This is a genomic window from Akkermansia sp. KLE1798 (genome assembly GCF_001580195.1).
Lineage (GTDB): Bacteria > Verrucomicrobiota > Verrucomicrobiia > Verrucomicrobiales > Akkermansiaceae > Akkermansia > Akkermansia biwaensis.
On sequence record NZ_KQ971082.1, the window covers coordinates 181672 to 199785 of the forward strand.

Genomic DNA, 18114 nt, shown 5'->3' on the forward strand with positions numbered 1-18114 from the left:
AAAGAACCGTTTTTTGACGAAACTGTCAACCATCAATCAAAAAAACGGTTCTTTTCCTTTCCCTCACCACATTTTGGCCCTCCTGCGGCGCGGCCGCTCGTCTCCGGGTCCGTGGAGCAGTCCGTGGGACCAGGCTTCCGCAAAGGTGCGGGCGGCGTCCGCCGTGTGGGAATGGGCGTCATGCACGGGACTTTCCGCCAGGGAACCGCCCGTTCCGGGCAGTCTGGACCGGTACAATTCCAGATGCTCCACGCCTCCCGGCTCCTCCTCCCCGCGCAGATTGCGCGCCCGCTCCTGGGTGCGGGCATGGAAGAAACTGCGCTCCAGCAGTTCCCGGAGCATGTTGATGCCGCGCCATACATCCGTTGTCCGGGGCACCACGCGCACGTTGACCAGCCCCAGCCTCGCCATGTTTTCCACGTAGGAAACGCCGTGCGCGTCCCGGCGTGCGGCGTCATGGGGCAGCAGGTGGGCCGTTGCCGTCAGGCCGTATTCCTTTTCCCATTCCCTTATTTTTTCCGCATAGTGGGCCAGGGGCTGCTGGTTGGCGGCGTAATGGTCCAGCCAGTGGATGCTGTCCCCCATGACCTGGACCAGCCAGATAGCCGTATGGTCGCTCAGGCCCAGGTCCCACGCCGTGAATGTGGGAGCCTCCGGATCCGCCGGGAATTCCATTCCCACGCGTCCCCGCTCCCGCAGGGCCATGATGCGGCTGCCGTAAATGCTTCCCTCCTCGCCGGTGGAAAACGCCTCCTGGGGAGTTCCCGGATATTCCTGCTTCATGGCCGCGCCCATCACGCGCGCCATGCGGGCATACCACCGCTTCTGCCCCGCGTCCAGCTTCACGCCCGTTTCCCGCTCCAGGGAGAGGAAGTAGGAATCCAGTTCCCTGCTCCACCTACCGCGCCCCGGCAGGGAGTATTCCTCCTGGTCAAACCAGCTGAAGAAGAAGAACCGGAAGTCCAGCGGGGACAGCTCGCTCTTGCCCATGTTTTCCATGGCCTGCCGCGTCAGTTCGTAGTTCACGCCGTAGCGGCCGCCTTCATGGGTGCTTTCCTTCAGGATAAAGCCGCCGGGCGGCACGGTATTGATGGCGCCGGAGCGGATTTCCCGCGCACGCCACGGGGCATGCACGGAGACGTGAGCCAGCTCGGAAACATGGAGGAACTGCATCGTGCCGCCGCGCAGGTTGGTGCCCACCCGGACATCGCTACCGTTGGAGAAAGCCAGCCGGGTAAGCGCCGCCGTACAGGGGCGCCATTCCCCCTTTTTTTCCACGCCGGACATGCGCTTGATTCTTTCCCCCAGGCGCGCCAGCGCTACATCCATGGCGGAGGGTTCCGGCGGCAGGTAGTCCAAGTGGTCCCACGCGAAGTGGAGCTTGGCCAGCTTTGCCTGGGCGTCAGGCAGGCTTTTATCAATAATGCCGCAGTGGAAGTTGGAACGGAACAGGCTCATGTCCAGCATCAGGAGGGCCACATACGTGGAGATGCCGAGCTGGCGCGCCTTCAGAATGTCGTTCCGGTACCACAGCCCTTCATGCAGCCGCCTCTGGGCCTTGTTCATGGAGAAGCGCTGGAGCTGGCCCGCCTTGTTTTCTATCCAGTACAGGTGTTCCAGCCGCCAGAGCTGGCTGGACAGGACAGACTGCCACGGCAGACTCCACGATTCCGTCAAATGTTCATGGTTTTTCATATTCCTGCATCAATTCCTTCAATAACACGCCCTCCCGGGTCATCGCCCTCAGGGCATCCGTTCCCCTGTCCAGCGGCAGCCGGAACGCCAGGGGGTCATTCAGCACGTGGGAAACGAAGCGCAGCCCCTGCACCATCACGGGATGAAACAGGTCCAGCCTGCCGCGCAGATAGTCTTCCCTCACGCCCTGTTCCTCATACAGCCTGATCACGTCTTCCATGAAGCACCCCACGGCCTGGTCCGCATTCCACCAGTACCGTTCCTGTGCGGCGGCATCACCGAAGGTCTCCAGAATCCGGCCCAGGAAACGGCCGCGGCTTTCCCGCGCCACGGCGGCGGAAGGTTCTTCACCCGCCCCCGTAAAGCATTCCAGCGGAATGTAGGATTCCCGTTCAGAGACGGCGGGGCGGCCGTTCCCGTCCAGATAGACTCCGTTCCAGGCATGCACCACGTACGGCGCACGCGCCTCCTTCACGGGGCTTTCCGGAACGCCCGGCATCAGGCGCACGGTATGCCCCGGATCATCCGGATCACGGTAAAGAACACAAGTGGCGTACATCGCACGCGCCTCTTCCGGGTCAGGCAGGAAGGGGAGCATGCCTCCACGTACTTCCTGCTGCCTCCGGTCCAGCATGTCAATCAGCACCGCCGCTTCATCCAGCGGCACCTCGCGCGTCCAGGCGGACGTCACTCCCTCCGGAGCCGCTTCCGAATCCACGCGGTATTTCCTTCCCTGCCAGACGATGCCGGATTCCGCCGCTTCCGGACGGCCGGCAAAGTCACGCCTCACCGTCTCCAGCGTCTCTACCGCCCTGGCCACGTCCGGACGGCCGCGCCAGGCGGCGGGGGTGGAGACGCCGCGCCGGACGGAAAAGTCATCCTCCACGTAGGAGGGAGCCTCCAGAACCGGAGCAGGCAGAGAACCGTTCACTGTCCGCGGAAAGGCGTTTTTCGCGCCTCTGAACGGTTTGCGCACCAAATGCAGGTACAGGCCGGGGCGGTCCGGGTCCGGACGCCATGAGTTCAGATCCGGGAATTCCCGCAAGGCCCCGGCCAGCTCCACCATGCGCGCCGCCGCCAGACGCCCCGCCCGGCGAAGGGAACCGCCTTCATAACCGTCCAGGGAAGCCAGAGCCCTTTCCAGGTCCGTCCGCACATGGACGGGCACGGAGGACAGAACATGCCCCGCCATCAGGCTGTGAGCGTACCGTTCCATCATCGGAAGGCGGACTTCCGCACTCCCGTTCCCGCTCCAGGCGCGTTCCGCCCGTATCCGCCCGTTCATTCCCACGGTTTCCCGTAGCATGTCCAGAAATCCGGCGTCCACATCCTTTCCATCTTTCAGCATCCCGTTCAATGCAGCCGCGCGGCGGCTCAGTTCCGCGAGGGGCTGCGGGGCCCTTTCCGGGCTGGCCGCGCCGTAACGCGCCCATGCGGCCACCGTTTCCGGCACGGCTTCATGGTCCAGACTGGCAAAGAAATATTCCTTGGAAAGCTGGGACAGCTCCTCGATCAGCTCCGTTTCTCCGGGGAACGCCTTGCGGCGCGGGACACGCCCCATGCGCTTGAGCATTTCCCAGGCCGCTTCCGGGGAAAGCTGTTCCGTGCGCATCAGACGGTCCCAGACGACTTCCGCCTTGTCCTCAATCAGGGCCAGGGGATTGGCCGTGTTATGCAGACGCAGGCGGTGCATGACCAATCCCCTGGCAGTGGGCACGGGCTGGTTGTCCGCATCCACGCCCAGCCTTTGCACGCCGCCCACGTATTTGCCGTGGATGTCCATGCGCTCCCGCAGGGCGTCAGGGCTCATCAGCTTTTCCGCGGCCACGCGTCCTGCGCCCGTCACTTCCAGCAGGTCTCCGGACCCGGAGGCTCCGCGGAAGCCGTAGCCCGCCCTCAGCATGTCGGAGACGGCCAGGGCCGTCAGACCGTCATACAGGCAAGGGAGACGCTCGCCGCGAGCATTTTCCAGACCACCGGACAGCCTCAAATGCGTGGGGTCCCATTCCGGATGTCCGTTGACGGCATGCCACCGCCACCCGCGGATCAAATCCTTCTTGGCAATGCAGGCCGGGGAAAACATCATGGAGACATTCGCCATCAGGTCCGCCGCGGCTCCCTCCCGCGAGGAATGCCACGCCGACCATGTTCCCGAGGGATAGCGGACTCTCCACAATCCGTTCCCGCGGACGCCCGAGGACTGGAACAGGCGGGGCGTCAGGCAGGACAGGTTTTCCACAGCCTTCTCCGTACCGGGATAGATACGGGGGGCAGGCTCTTCCGGCCCGGCGGACAGCCGGTCCGCATCCAGCACGGAGGCAAATTCCGCCGCCCGTCCGGGAGAAGTTTCCAGATAGCGGGACAGCAGGCGGGAGTAACTTTCCACCGGCGTATAGCCGCGCCCCACGCAGACGTCAAAATCCGCCATGTTCGGCAGCACGTGGAACAGGCTGTTCACGTCCGCCTGGGCTCCCCATACGCAGCGGTTCATCTCCTGCAATTCGGGGCTGACGGACTGGCGCTCCCTGTCTCCCAGCCGGGACATCATCGCGCTCATCCGGGACAGGGAGGAGACGAGCCCCTCCGGAGTGGAGGAATTCTCCAGCAGCTCCGGAGCGTTCAGCAGGGAGCTCCCCTCCTCCAGCCAGAGGCGCGCCCTGCCGGAACTGTATTCATCCCGGCAGAAGGACTGCCACAGCCTTCCGGCCACGTGGCCGGCCACTTCCTCCTGGGAAGCGCCGTGCACGCGCTCCATGACGCCCTCATATACATTCGCACGGGCTCTTCCGTCCATTTCCCGCGTCACGGCGTCCCAGTCCTGCCGGGAAAACTTCACCGCGGCGCCCGCTTCCTCCGGATAAGCCAGCAGAAGCATTTTGTAAGGGCGGGCGGCGCCCTGTTTCAGCCTTTCCGCCACAAAGGAGCGGCGCACGTCTTCCGCCCGCATGTCGTAATCCGTCTCATTGCGCAGACGCCACGGAATTTCCAGGCCGTTCCTGTTGCGGATCAGGCCCAGGTCCTCCGCCTCCTTCCGGCACAGGAATTCATACCAGGAGGAAAGGGCCTCCTCCGCGGAAGATTTTCCGGAAACGCGCTTGAGCGGAGAACCCGGGGCGGGGTCCATGCCGTACGCCGTCCTTCCCTCCGCGTCCAGCGATTCTCCCACGCGGGGCAGGCCGGCGCGGAGCAGCCACCGGGAACGCACCTCCGCATGGTCCGGATGCAGGGAAAGCTTCCTCAACGCTTCCGCGGATTCCGGGAAGTCAGCCATGCTCCACGGTTTGGAACGCACGGGGGAAGGCAGCTCCAGAAAATCCCGCACCTCCCGTTCCGTCCTCAAAAACGGTTCTCCGCCCTCGCCCAGGGCGCGGGACCATTCCAACGCCTTCCCGGAAATGTACAGGGAGCCCCACAGCGGGGAATTGCGCAGGGATTCCTGCAAAAGCTCCCCGGCCCGGTACACGTCCTTTTCCCGCAGAATGCGGGCCGCTTCATCGTCCGGAATGCCGAACACCTTGAGAGGAGTCCCATCCCCCAGAAGGGAGGACGGATGGCGGAAGTGATGCAGGGCCGCCTTCCCCGCCCCGATCAGCAGGAAAGGCATCATCATGCCGGCCTCCCTCAACTGGTCGTCCGGAGAAAGCTGCCTCTCCTTCCATCCTTCCCAGTCCACGCCGGATTCCTTTCCGGTGGCCAGGCCGACCCCTTCCTGAGCCAGCATGGGGGTCAGTTCCATCAGCTTGTTCTCCGCGGCCATCTTCACGGCATCCGCGGCAAGGGCGCCCGTTCCGGAAAGAACCGCTCCGGCGGCGGCCTCCACACTTCCCGCGGCACGCATGGACTGGAAGGAGCGCATGCCCTGGCCCAGCATTTTCTGCCCCAGCTTCGTCATTCCGAAGGAAAGGAGGGTGTTTGCGCCGCCGGACAGAACGGCCCCGTCCATCTGGGCGTCAAAGTCGCCGTCCGGATTCATGCGCCGCGCATCCGCCATGTGCCGGCCCGTCTCCCCGGCCATCAACACGCCGAGCCCCGCGGGCCCGGCAAACGCCAGCGCCGTGGATGCGCCCTGCTGAGCCATGTCCACCATCATTTCACGGAACCACGGTGCATCCCTGCCCCCGCGCAGAGGGGCGAATTCCATCCGCGCAAAATTCCTCAGGTCCTCAAAACTCCGGGAATACCGGTCCAGGGCCTCCTTCGTTGTTCCGTCCGGCATGACCCAGGCCGCACCGTTCACGGCAAACTGGCCGACATTTTCCGCCGTCTCCGCAGCCCCGCGTTTCAGCGCGGACTCCAGGGCCGTCCTGAAACCGGGCCGGGAACGCATGTAAGGAGCCATCATGCGGAACACCTTCTGCCGATCATCGCCGCCCAGCCCCGCCAGACAGTCCACGGCGCGCACGACGTCCGGAATGCCCTTCACCGGCTTCCAATTCACCTGCACGGCAGGGAAGCCGCCTTCCGGCGGCTCTTCATTGGCCACCAGGCCTTCCAGCCCCTTCCGTATCACGTCTGCGGCTTCCGACAGGCGGTTCCGGTCATCCAGCGCGTCGGAGACGGCCCTGCTCCTCATCTTCTCCGCCACGGACCGCAAATCCTCCGGCCAGCGGGAAACGGCCTCCTGTCGCCGTTCGTCCGGCTCTTCCGAAGTCCCCGCCAGGGCCCGGTCATAAGCCTCCTGGTACAGTTCAAACAGCGTCTCCCGCTGGGAAAGGCGCACTTGGTTGTGCTGGGAGACCGCTACGAACAACTCGTTGTCGGACTTTCCGGAAGCCCCGTACTGGCGCGCCACCTGTTTCCTTATCTGCCCCCAGTCCTTCCGGATGCGTTCGCGCGGAATCCCTCCGGTGTCCGCCACCCAGGACTGCATCACGCAGGCGGCCACCCGCTCGCCGTCCGCCATGCCGGGGGCGTACATAGCCTCCGCCTCACGCCGCACCTCCCGGGGGATGGTTGCCACATCCCCCGTCAGCACACTGTTCCAGTACTCTTCCCGCTCCGCCGCCTCGCGTCCCGCATCCTCCACGGTTGCGGCAGGCGCAGCCTGTGCCGGAACCGCCTCCGTCTTCCTGGTTTCCTCCGCCGGAGCCTCTTCCTGCAGGAGCGAGCCGCCCTGCCCTTCTTCCCATTCCGCTTTCATGTTACTGTTTCTCCTTCCTGTTTTTCATATCCCGGAAGCCGACCCATCCGGCATCCTGCATCCGGTTTTCCTCTTCAAAAACCCGCTCCATCTCCGCGACGGCATTCGCCGGATTCCTCTTCACGGCATCCAGCAGGGCCCACTGCACCCGCTTCCATTCCTCCACGGCCCGCGCATCCGTCACCGGTCCCCAGGCCCCGTTCCGGAACATGGAGGACAAGCGGCGGGAAGCCGCCCGGCGCACCTCCTGCGGCACCTGCTTCATCGCCTCCCGCCTCTCGGCCAGCATCTTCACCTGTCCGGCGGGAAGTCCGGAAGTAGCCACCTCAATCACGGCGTCCGTATCCCCGTCACCGCCGCAGTCCTCGTCAATCAGGCGGGTCATCCGGCACAGCAGCCCCGCATCCGCCGGGAAGCTGATGCCGGAAAGCTCCGCCTCCCGCATGCGGTCACGGGCATCCGCATAACGTCTCAACTGGCCAGAACTGACCAGGCCGTATTTCTCCGCATTCGCCAGCCCTTCGTCGCGCAGCATGCCGCCGCCGGCCACGGTACGGAAAATGGAATCCGCATACCGCCGTTTCAATTCCCCATAGGCCGCTTCAGCTTCCCGGGCCACCTTCCTTTCCATTTCATTCAGGGAGGCTCCCTCCTGTTCAGCACGAACGACGGGCAGAGCGGCCGCCGGGTCCCGGCGCACTTCTTCCACAGCCCGGTTCAGAGCAACCCGGTCGCGCGCGTCCTCCGCCATGCGCCCGGCTTCCTCACCGGTCACAAACACGCCCGTCCCCTCTTCAATCCTGCGTTCCGCCAGTCCGGCATCCCCCTGCTCCACGGCGGACTCCACGCTTCCGGTCCAGGAACGGCGCGCCTGCTCCACCTGGCCAAGACGGGACATCTTTTCCAGGTAAATGCTTCCGGCGGCGGCCAGATTTTCCCGCGCCGCCTCCACGCGCCCCTTCACGCGGCCGGACATTTTTTCCGGCAGGTAGGAAGGCAGCCTGTCCGCCAGGGCCTTCTTCCACCTGGCTTGCAAATCGTCCGCGGCGCCAGCGGAATCCAGCTCCCGCATCACGTCCTGTTCAAAGCGGTAGAGGCCGTCCCGGGCCTCGGCCCATTGTCCGGCGTCCCTCACCTCCTGCATCCCGGCCAGCATGTTCCCTGCCGTTCCCGCCAAATCCGCCACCCCGGCGGACAGGCGGCGAACGCCTGCGGCCTGGGCTTCCAGCGCATCCAGCGGGATCATTCCGGACAGATCCGGCCCCATGCGCGACATTCCAAAATCCTGTATTCGTATAGCCATGTTCTAATGGCTTTCAAGCTAGGGAGCGGACGGAACACCGGTCATCCATTCCAAACCGTCACTGTCTCCCTTACTTGCCTCTTGCCAAAACGGAGGCATTCCAACACAATCCCCTGCATGCCCCGCATCCGTTTCACCACCGCCTACGACGGCCGCCCCTACCTGGGCTGGCAAAGCCAGCCGGGAGGCCGCACCGTGCAGGACAAGCTGGAACGCGCCTTTTTAACCCTTTTCGGGGAAGCCGTCCGCATCCACGGGTCCGGCAGGACGGACGCCGGAGTGCACGCCCTGGGGCAGGTCTTCCACGTGGATGCGCCGGACACCCACCGCATTCCCGCAGACAAATGGCCTGCGGCCATCAATACCCGCCTGCCCCGCACCATCCGGGTCATCCATGCGGAGTACACGGACCCCGGCTTTCACGCCCGCTTCAGCGCCACGGGGAAAACGTACCGCTACTGCATTTCCAGCGAACCCATCCTGAACCCGTTTGACGCGGGCCTGGTCTGGCACCGTCCGCTGGCCTGGAGCCTGGACACCCTGGCGGAAGCCGCCGGGCTCTTTCTGGGGGAACACGACTTTACGGCCTTTGCCGCCCTGAGGGGCAACGAGCCTCGCCCCATCCCGGAAGACTACTTCCAGCGCACCATTACCCGTGCGGACGTGAGGCGGGAAGGGAACCACACCTTCATGACATTTACGGGCACGGGCTTCCTTTATAAAATGGTGCGCCTCATGGCGGGCGCGGCCCATGAGGCGGCACGGGGGAAAATCACGCTGGAGGAATTAAACCGCCTCATCCGTTCCCCGCGCCCGGATGACAAAAGCCCGTTCTGCGCGCCGCCGGACGGCCTTACCCTGATGCAGGTGCATTACCCGGATTCCTTTCCGGAAAACAGGCCGGAGCAATAAAAAACGGCCTCCGGCGATTACTTTTCCGCCATTCCCCGCGGAACGCCGTACAGTCCTTCCCTTCTGATGAAGCTTTCCACTTCCGGATTCAAATGAGGCACGGGACATACGCCCGCGCGCAAGGCTTCCCGGATGCCGGTGGAAGATGCTGGTTCATCCCCTTCAATAAAAACGGCCCGAACCCCTTCCCTGGGGGCCGGAGCGCCGCCCCGGTGGTACACAATGAACGTCGCCATGTCAGCCAGATGCCTCCAGCGGCCCCATTTCTCCAGGGAATCCCACTGGTCCTTGCCCATCAGCCAGAACAATTCCGCTCCCGGATGGCAGGCAGCCACGCTTTCCGCCACCCGCCATGACCAGGAAGGCGGGGGCCAATTCAAGTCCATCCGGTCCAATACGGCCCAGTCCAGCCCTTTCAGGGCCAGTTCAATCATCCGGCAGCGCCGGGCGTCCGAAACGGAAGGAGCCTGTTCCTTCAGCGGGGAAAGGGAACAGGGCATGAACAGCACGCGGTCCAGGCCGCAACGCTCCCTGGCGCGGAAAGCCACGCGTACATGGCCTTCGTGCACGGGATCAAACGAACCGCCGAAAATGCACAACTTCACCGTCCGTCACCTCCATGAAGGCAGGAAATCAGAGTCCCTCCGTACCCTTGTAGGGAAGGAACCCGCCGATGGGAACGCGCACCATCCTCTTTTCCAGCGGCAGGCGCCGGAACCGGTTGATGAAATCCGTCAGGCGGCCGTAATTGCGTTCCGTCTTGGGAATCCCCTGATGGCCGCAGTTCACGTCCGGATTGTAATGCAACTCCACATGAAGATGGGCCGGATACATGCCGCGGTTCGTGCCGATGGTGCCTACCTGGGTGCCGCGCAGCACCAGCTGCCCCAGCACCACGTTGATGTCATTCAAATGGGAATAAAGCGTCTGGCAGCAGAGGACCTTGCCGGACTTGGGCTCCCGGAAGGCGTGGCGGACAATCACCACCTTTCCCCAGGCGCCCCGTGCGTCCGCAGCATACGTGACGACGCCGTGGCCCACGGAATAAACGGGGTCTCCCAGGTCGGTATTGCCGCCGCCGTTTCCGTTCCAGTCCTCGCCCATGTGCCGCGGGCTCTTCAGGCGCAGGCCGCGGGAACGGTAATAGCCCTTGCCGTCCGGCTTGCCCACCGGAAAGTCAAAGCCGTCGCACAGGGGGACGAGCGCAAATTTGCTGTCCCGCTTGGCCATATAAACGGGGGCGCTCTCGCTGATGAAGGCCGTCCCGGTCAGAAAAAACAGGGCCAGCAGTAAAAAACGGAAGTAGAACATAGGGGAAAAAAGTTTCCATATGCTAGACAGCGCGCATGCCCGTATCAAGCGGAATTCTCAGTATGTCCCAGTTAAAATACCCAAGCCGTTCCCCCGTCCGGAACGCACCGTTTCCCTTTCAACTTGACAGCAAAGCCCCTCTATGAAAGAAGGAGGGAGCATTCTGCGTATTTCTGCAACACATATATTCTCCATGAACAAGCTTGCGCCCCTCTTTGTTGGAACCGCTCTTTCCTCTCTCATGCTGCCCGGACAGGCCGCAGACCCTCCCAAACCTTACGGTGCCGTGCCTACTCCCCAGCAGGTGAACTGGCAGCGCATGGAATTTTACGGGTTCATCCACTTTGGCCTGAACACATTTACCGGCAGGGAATGGGGATACGGAGACGAAAACCCGCAAATTTTCAACCCCACGGATTTCAACGCCTCCGAGATCGTGGAAACCTTCAAGAAAGGCGGCATGAAGGGCATGATTTACACGGCCAAGCACCACGACGGCTTCTGCGCCTGGCCCACCAAGTCCACGGAACACAACATCACGAAAACCCCGTGGAAAAACGGCAAGGGGGATGTGGTCAAGGAATTCGCCCTGGCCTGCAAGAAGCACGGCATCAAATTCGGCACCTACCTCAGCCCGTGGGACCGCAACCACGCCGAATACGGCAAGGAAGGCTACCTGAAAGCCTATTACCAGCAAATCCGGGAACTTCTGAGCAACTACGGCCCCGTGTTTGAAATCTGGTTTGACGGAGCCAACGGCGGCGACGGCTACTACGGCGGAGCCCGTGAAAAACGCAACATCGGCGATGCGGAGAAATACTACAACTTTGAAAAGATCGTGGAAATGATCCGCTCCATCCAGCCCAACTGCATCATCTGGGGCGCCGGCCATTATGGAGACGCCCGCTGGGGTGGCTCTGAAAAGGGACATGTCAATTATCCCCACTGGAGCACCGTGGGCCTGAACGGCGGCGGTGGCGGAACCGGCAAGCGCGGCGGCGAACGCTGGGTGCCCGCGGAAGGAGACACCACCATCAACCATTCCGGCTGGTTCTGGCACCAGGGCCAGGCTTCCCGCGTCAAGTCCCCGGAAGAACTCATGCAGGTATGGTTTGACTCCGTAGGCCGCGGAGCCAACCTCATCCTGAACGTGGCCGCGGACAAGACCGGCAAACTGGACCCCGCCGACGTCAAGTCCCTGATGGAATTCAAGGAATTGCGTGACAAGCTGTATGCCAAGAACTTCGCTCTGGGGGCCACGGCCACGGCCAGCCAAACCCGCGGCAACGACAAGAAATTCTCTCCTTCCAACATGACGGACGGCAACCTGGACACCTACTGGGCCGTGGAGGACGACAACCTGACGCCCTCCGCCGTCATCACGCTGCCCAAGCCCGCCACCTTTGACGTCATCCGACTGCGCGAACAAATCCGCCTGGGCCAGCGTGTGGACTCCTTCAACATCGACGCTTTCATCAAGGGCAAATGGGTCTGCATCGACAACGGAGGGAAAACCATCGGCAACCAGGTCATGCGCCGGCTTGACCGCCCCATCACCGCCCAGAAGCTGCGCCTGCGCATCACGGGCAGCCAGGCTACGCCCTGCATCTCTGAATTCGCCCTGTTCCGCCAGCCTGCGGGAGCCGTACGCCCATCCATCTTCCGCCGCGGCGACAACCTGATCATCCTGGCGGACGGCAAGAACAAAATCCTCTACACGACGGACGGAAGCGAACCCAAGGCCGGGTCCCCTGTCTATTCGCAGGGAGCCAAATTCAGCGAAAGCGGAGTCGTCAAGGCACGCTGCCAGTTTGCCAACGGCAAGCTCGGCCCCGTCAGCCAGGCAAAATTCGGAATCAGCAAAACCGGATGGAAAGTGAAAAGCTCCACCTCCGGCAATGCGGCCGCCGCCATTGACGACAACCCGGAAACCTCCTGGACCGCCACTGCCGGCGTTCCCCAGTCCTTCGTGGTGGACATGGGCAAGCCTTACCGGGCCACCAGCTTCTCCTACCTGCCGCGCCAGGACGGAAAGACGGAAGGCATGACGGACAAGTACCAGTTTGAAGTAAGCGCGGACGGCAAAACCTGGAAAAAGGCGGCAGAGGGAGAATTCTCCAATCTCCGCGCCAATCCCATCGAACAAAACGTCAACCTCAAGAATGTCGACGAATCCGTGCGCTACTTCCGCTTTACCGGAACCAATGCGCTGGACGGCAGCGGAGCTTCCGCCGCGGAAATCAATGTCTTCGGCACTCCCGCCCAGGGCTAGCGAATACAGCGCCGCTTGTTTGAACGTCCCGGCCCGAAAGGACCGGGACGTTTTTTATGCCCATGAAAAAGAACAGGCGCATTTATCCGCTGGAGAGGAATTTCTCTGTTTCACGGCTTTCAGGCAACGCTATGGCTCCTTGAAAAAAGAGTTCCGGAATAATGGACGGCTCCCGTTCTCGACTTCCCCTTTAATCTATTCCTCATCCCTCTTCTGAGGCGCATCAGGAGGCAGCCCGAACCAGAGGGGCCCGCCAGAGAGCAGGAGGTTCCGAAACCACCGAATGAATCCTTCGTATTCTCCAAGGCCCCTCTCAGCAGGGCAGATGGAAGAACGCTGCCCGGTTCCGCCGGAAAGGAAGGAACGCCAAGGAAAGTCTTTCTAGATGGAACTGCCTTGCGTCATCCTTTTCCCTATCCTGCCATTCTAAAACCGTCTGCCAGTCTTCCATTAGCCTCCCATCAGTCTAAGTAGAATGCCTTTCTCCAGCAATACACACATACAAAAAAGGCGCGCCCCGAAGGACGCGCCCCACAAAATCATGCCGACTTGGGAAAAGACTTATTCCTGGCCGCTGAAATCAGGAGTAAGGATCAGGAACTGGTCGCTGATATCCTTGCCCCTTCTCTTGGGAATGAAGGTATCCTGAAGGTCGTCGTTGTCGTTCAGTTCCAGTGTTTTGGCACTCTGGGCGGTCGTGAAGATCAGTACCTTACCGCGGAAACTTTCCGGGTCAAAGCGGACAGCATTGCCGGCAACCACTGTGGAGCCGTCATCGCCGGGAAGCACGGAGGTAACCATCAGGGGATATTCGCCAACGGAACTGCCGATACCCACCTTCTTGTTGTTCTCACCCTTGCGCATCACGTAGGAAATGCCCACTTCACCAGGAGTCAGGGCCTTGCCGTCATAGATTTCACCGTCGGGAGTGACGGTGGAACCGCCGGAAGCAGTCTGGACCTTGGCGTAGAAGTTGCTTTCAGACACGGACTCATTGGCCAGAAGCTGGCGGAAATAGTCATTGGAGGTGTCGCCCTGCAACGGCCCCAGGCCAGCCATGTAGCTGTGCTGGGCCACCACGCGGTCAGCGGTGATATCGTCCGGGAAATTGCCCAGCTTGCTGTTGGACTTGAACTCGTTCATCGCCACGCCCACGTTCTTCATGTTGGTCAGGGCCTGCATCTGGTCTCCCTTGTTGATCTGGTTGATAATGGGACCATACGCCACGGACGCGAGCAGCGCGATAATGGCGATAACGACCAAAAGTTCGATCAGGGTGAAACCCCGGCGTAACTGGCGTGTTGCAAAAGATACTTTCATTGTTGAATCTAATGGAATGTTTACAGTTTAAGAAAACCGCATGTGGTTATCTATGTTCGTTTCTACTATTAACGTCATTTCCTAGTCAGGACAAGCATATTCTCACAAAATTCTCGGACCTGGAAAGGCGGTTCCGGATTCCCGGAAATACAGGACGTTTCCCTGCCCGGAGAAATATGGAAAACGTCTTTACTTGCCCCGGCCGAAAAAGGCGCTCAAATCTTCCAGCGCTCCGGCGTCCGGCTTGTCCGCCTCCGCAATGACGCGGCGCTGAAGTTCAGCGATCTCGTCCAGCCCCTTGCGTCCCAGCTCCAGCATCCTGTTCATCTGGTCTGCGGTAAAGACGGCTTCCTCCCCGGAACCCTGCACTTCCACGAACTCGCCGCGGTCCGTCATCACCAGGTTCATGTCCACTTCTGCGTCCTTGTCTTCCACGTAGCAAAGGTCCAGCAGGGCTTCCCCTTCCAGCATTCCTACGGACACGGCGGAAACGAGCCTCTTGAGGGGGGATTCCGCCAGCTTGCCCGCAGCCACCAGCTTGTTCACGGCAATCGCCAGAGCCACGGAAGCCCCGGTGATGGAAGCGGTCCGCGTTCCGCCGTCAGCCTGGAGAACATCACAGTCCACCCAGATGGTGCGCGCGCCGATCTTGCCCAGGTCCACGGCAGCCCGCAGGGAACGGCCAATCAGCCGCTGAATCTCGCTGGAACGTCCGTCCAGCTTGCCCGCCGTGATGTCGCGGCGCTTGCGGTCCAGCGTGGAATAAGGGAGCATGGAATACTCCGCCGTCAGCCAGCCGCCCTCCACGCGCTGCACCTTCATCCAGCGCGGCACGTCCTCTTCAATCGTGACGGCGCAAATCACCTTCGTCCGTCCGAAAGTCACCAGCACGGAGGCCGTGGCGTTCGGAGCGATGCCCGTTTCAAAGCTGATCGGGCGCAACTGGTCCACAAGTCGTTTATCCTGACGTTCCATGCGAAGAATCATGACGGATGCGGAGCGTTTTTTCAAATGGAAAGATGGATTTCCTCCACCAAACCGGTAATATTTCTCCCATGAAACTTCCCGCCACCCGTGTAGCCGTCCTTGATGCAGTGGCCCTTTCCCGCCAGATGATGGAACATATGCCCAGGCTTTCCGCCTGGGCGGAACGCCAGAGCGTTTCCTCCTTCCCTCCGGCCTTTCCGGCGGTCACCTGCACGGCGCAGAGCTCCTACATCACCGGGCTCTCCCCGGAGGAGCACGCCATCCCAGGCAACGGCTGGTACAACAGGAACATGAGCGAGGTTCAGTTCTGGAAGCAATCCAACAAACTGGTGCAGGGGCCGCGCATCTGGGAGAAGCTGAAAAACCTGTACGGTCCCTCCTTCACCTGCGCCAAGCTCTTCTGGTGGTACAACATGTACTCCACCGCGGACTGGAGCATCACGCCGCGCCCCATGTACCCGGCGGACGGCCGCAAAATCTTTGACATCTATACGCAGCCCATGGACCTGCGGGAAACCATCAAGCGGGACCTGGGTGAATTCCCCTTCCCCACGTTCTGGGGCCCCATGGCCGGCATCGGCGCCACGCAATGGATTGCGGACTCCGTCCGGTGGATTGAACAAAAATACCGCCCCAATCTCAACCTGGTCTATCTGCCCTACCTGGACTACGACCTCCAGAAATTCGGTCCCTCTTCCGGACAGGCTGCCAAAGCGGCCCGTGCCATGGACGATCTTCTTTGCGACCTGATCGACTTCCTGGAACGGGAGGGAGTCACGCCGATTGTCGTGAGCGAATACGGCATTTCCGACGTCTCCCGCACGGTAGCCCTGAACCGCCTCTTCCGGGAACGCGGCTGGATCACCGTCAAGCCGGAACTGGGAACGGAAATGCTGGACGGCGGAGCCTCCAAGGCCTTTGCCGTGGCCGACCACCAAGTGGCCCAGATTTACGTCAACGATCCCTCCGTACGGGAAGAAGTAAAAGCCCTGCTCTCCGCCACCCCCGGCGTGGAGGAAATCCGGGAGACGGACTTTTCCGGCCTGAACCCTGCCGCCTGCGAGCGTCTGCCGGACTTCACCGCCGTGGCGGCCCCGGACACATGGTTTACCTACTACTACTGGATGGACGACACCAAGGCGCCGGACTTCGCCCGCTGCGTGGACATTCACCGCAAACCGGGCTACGACCCCGCGGAAATGTTCTTTGACCCGGCCCTTTCCTTCCCCATGCTCCATGCGGCCCTGTTCCTGCTGAAAAAGAAACTCGGCTTCCGTGCCCTGATGAAAGTCATCCCTCTCAACGGGGACCAGGTGAAAGGCTCCCACGGCCGGGACAACGTACCGGACTCCCAGCAGCCCGTCTTCATCGGTCCTGCCGGCCTGCCGGAGGTCCATTCTCCGCGGGACGTGCATGAAGCCATTTTGGCGGCCTTCGCCTCCGGCTGCCAATAAAATAAAAAGGAAACAGCCGGAGGAAGGCGCACTTCCACGGAGAAAAACTCAGGATTTCTGCCCGGACACCACTTTCATTCCGGGAGTCTCAACCCGTCAGCCCAGGCGTTCCAGCAGGGCGTCCACGTCCAGGGAATCCTGCCCGTGAATCAATTCACCCAGCACGGGCACGTCGGAAAACTCCTCAATCATGCTCCGGTTCGTCACGCAGGCCGTATCCCATTCATCCTTCACATTGTTGAAAATGATGCCCAGGCACTCCAATCCGCGCGCCTTGATGGCGTCAAGGGTCAGCAACGCGTGATTGATGGCTCCCAGCTTGTTGCCGATCACCAGAAGAATGGGAAGGTGGAAATCCGCGGCCATATCGCTGAACCTCCGCCCTGCCGCAATCGGCACCTCCCAGCCGCCCACGCCTTCCACCAATACGCAGTCATGCGCAGCGGCCAAAGCCTCATAGGCGCGGCGGATGGCGTCTTCATCCACCTGTGTATTCTCCAGCTTGGCGGCCACATAGGGACAGGTGGCATTCTTCAAAAACACGGGGTTCAGCTCATCCAGCGTCAGGCCTTCCGGCCCCGCCTCCCGCAGAAGCCGCGCATCCTGCCTGTCTCCGCAGGCCACGGGCTTGAATCCCGCGGCGTTCACGCCCCGTTCCCTCAGGGCCTTCACAATCAGACAGCTCACATAAGTCTTGCCTGCTTCCGTATCAGTTCCGGTAACGATAAAATTCCTCATGACAGTAAACTTCAGGGATGGGACCTTCTGATCTCCTCCAGTTGCGCGCGGGACGGCGCGGCATCATTCGTAGTCACCCAGTGGTTGATGAAAGACCAGATGATGACGGCCAGCACCAGGCAGAACAACTTGGCAGGCCAGTTAAGCAATAGCAGTTTTTTCATTGGAAGGAGAAATATTCAGCAGCTCTTCAAGACGGGCCTTCAACTGTTCCGGAGTCAGGTTGCGCTCCAGCTTGCCGCCCACGGCCAGGGCAATGGCCCCCGTTTCTTCGGACACCACCACCACCACACAATCGCTCTCCTCGGACATGCCCACGCCGGCCCGGTGCCGCAGTCCCAGGGTACGGTCGCTCATTTCCTTCTGGGAAACAGGGAACACGCAGGCGGCCGCGGAAATCCGGTCGCCGGAAATGACCACTCCCCCGTCGTGAAGAGCGGTCTTCGTATGAAAAATGGTCAGGGCCAGTTCCGGGGAAAAAATGGCGTCCAGCTTCACGCCGGAATCCTCGATCGGTTTCATGCTGATGCTCCGTTCAAAAGCGAACAGGGCTCCGAACCGCTGGTTGGAAAGCTTGCTCACCGCCTTGCAGAAATTATCCAGGAAATCCACCCGCTGAAGCTTGGCGAAGGAGGAAAAAAACGGATGGCTGCCCAGCTTAGCCAGCCCCACGCGCAGCTCCGGCTGGAAAATCACCACCAGCGCCAGCGCCAGGCCGGGGGCGAAGATGCGCGTCAGTATCCAGGAAATTACGTTCAACTGGAAGAAAAAGGCCAGTACCACCAGGGCCAGGAAACAGGCGAACAGCCCCACCATGATGCGGGCGCCGCGCGTCGCATGGAAAGCGCGGTAAATCTGGTACAGGAACACCCACAGGATGAAAATTTCAACGATCGCCCTGAGCGCATCCTTGATCACAATCCAGTCCCACATGGGCACAAGCTACACAACAACACCGACGATTGCAACACCGATCCTTTCC

Annotated in this window: 13 protein-coding genes; 3 read left to right on the forward strand and 10 right to left on the reverse strand. The window is 61.6% G+C overall.

Annotated elements, in window-relative coordinates:
• Positions 1–63: 63 nt before the first annotated feature.
• Genes HMPREF3039_RS07440 through HMPREF3039_RS14140 form a run of 3 tightly spaced genes read right to left on the reverse strand, consistent with a single transcriptional unit; the run spans position 64 to position 8102 of the window.
• Positions 64–1695, reverse strand: coding sequence for a phage terminase large subunit family protein (locus tag HMPREF3039_RS07440; protein ID WP_067573871.1), 1632 nt, complete (start codon positions 1693–1695; stop codon positions 64–66).
• Entirely contained in the window at positions 1682–6835 is a 5154-nt protein-coding gene (locus tag HMPREF3039_RS07445; RefSeq protein ID WP_067573874.1) for a hypothetical protein, read from the reverse strand. Before HMPREF3039_RS07445 ends, HMPREF3039_RS07440 begins: the two co-directional genes overlap by 14 nt.
• 1 nt (position 6836) lies before the next feature.
• On the reverse strand, positions 6837–8102 hold the full coding sequence (locus HMPREF3039_RS14140; RefSeq protein ID WP_067573876.1) for a hypothetical protein: 1266 nt from the start codon (positions 8100–8102) through the stop codon (positions 6837–6839).
• 153 nt (positions 8103–8255) lie between these two features.
• Here HMPREF3039_RS14140 and truA point away from each other — a divergent pair, with 153 nt between their 5' ends.
• Complete coding sequence (gene truA, locus HMPREF3039_RS14145) at positions 8256–9050, forward strand: tRNA pseudouridine(38-40) synthase TruA (RefSeq protein WP_067573878.1); 795 nt, start codon at positions 8256–8258, stop codon at positions 9048–9050.
• 17 nt (positions 9051–9067) lie between these two features.
• Here the strand turns inward: truA and nadD are convergent, their stop codons facing one another.
• On the reverse strand, positions 9068–9655 hold the full coding sequence (gene nadD / locus HMPREF3039_RS07460) for a nicotinate (nicotinamide) nucleotide adenylyltransferase (protein WP_082770167.1): 588 nt from the start codon (positions 9653–9655) through the stop codon (positions 9068–9070).
• 28 nt (positions 9656–9683) lie between these two features.
• Positions 9684–10361, reverse strand: a complete 678-nt coding sequence (locus HMPREF3039_RS07465) for a M23 family metallopeptidase (protein WP_067573881.1) — start codon at positions 10359–10361, stop codon at positions 9684–9686.
• Between the two features lie 193 nt (positions 10362–10554).
• On the opposite strand from HMPREF3039_RS07465, the gene HMPREF3039_RS07470 reads away from it, so the two are divergent.
• Positions 10555–12633 carry an alpha-L-fucosidase gene (locus tag HMPREF3039_RS07470; RefSeq protein WP_067574091.1) on the forward strand — a complete coding sequence of 693 codons (2079 nt, stop codon included), beginning with the start codon at positions 10555–10557 and terminating at the stop codon, positions 12631–12633.
• A 561-nt stretch (positions 12634–13194) separates the two neighbouring features.
• Here HMPREF3039_RS07470 and HMPREF3039_RS07475 read toward each other — a convergent pair.
• Together HMPREF3039_RS07475 and rph are read right to left on the reverse strand one after the other, a co-directional pair.
• Positions 13195–13953 carry a type II secretion system protein gene (locus HMPREF3039_RS07475; protein ID WP_067573882.1) on the reverse strand — a complete coding sequence of 253 codons (759 nt, stop codon included), beginning with the start codon at positions 13951–13953 and terminating at the stop codon, positions 13195–13197.
• A 189-nt stretch (positions 13954–14142) separates the two neighbouring features.
• Entirely contained in the window at positions 14143–14928 is a 786-nt protein-coding gene (gene rph, locus HMPREF3039_RS07480; RefSeq protein WP_067574093.1) for a ribonuclease PH, read from the reverse strand.
• A gap of 80 nt (positions 14929–15008) precedes the next feature.
• On the opposite strand from rph, the gene HMPREF3039_RS07485 reads away from it, so the two are divergent.
• Entirely contained in the window at positions 15009–16394 is a 1386-nt protein-coding gene (locus tag HMPREF3039_RS07485; protein WP_067574095.1) for an alkaline phosphatase family protein, read from the forward strand.
• 96 nt (positions 16395–16490) lie between these two features.
• On the opposite strand, the gene bioD is transcribed toward HMPREF3039_RS07485, so the two are convergent.
• The 3 genes from bioD to cdaA are packed head-to-tail and all read right to left on the reverse strand — an operon-like array spanning position 16491 to position 18065.
• Positions 16491–17132 (reverse strand): dethiobiotin synthase, encoded by a 642-nt coding sequence (bioD, locus tag HMPREF3039_RS07490; protein WP_067573884.1) that lies wholly within the window; start codon positions 17130–17132, stop codon positions 16491–16493.
• Between the two features lie 11 nt (positions 17133–17143).
• Positions 17144–17296, reverse strand: a complete 153-nt coding sequence (locus HMPREF3039_RS13780; protein ID WP_153812535.1) for a hypothetical protein — start codon at positions 17294–17296, stop codon at positions 17144–17146.
• Entirely contained in the window at positions 17274–18065 is a 792-nt protein-coding gene (gene cdaA / locus HMPREF3039_RS07495; RefSeq protein WP_067573885.1) for a diadenylate cyclase CdaA, read from the reverse strand. Before cdaA ends, HMPREF3039_RS13780 begins: the two co-directional genes overlap by 23 nt.
• Positions 18066–18114 lie beyond the last annotated feature (49 nt).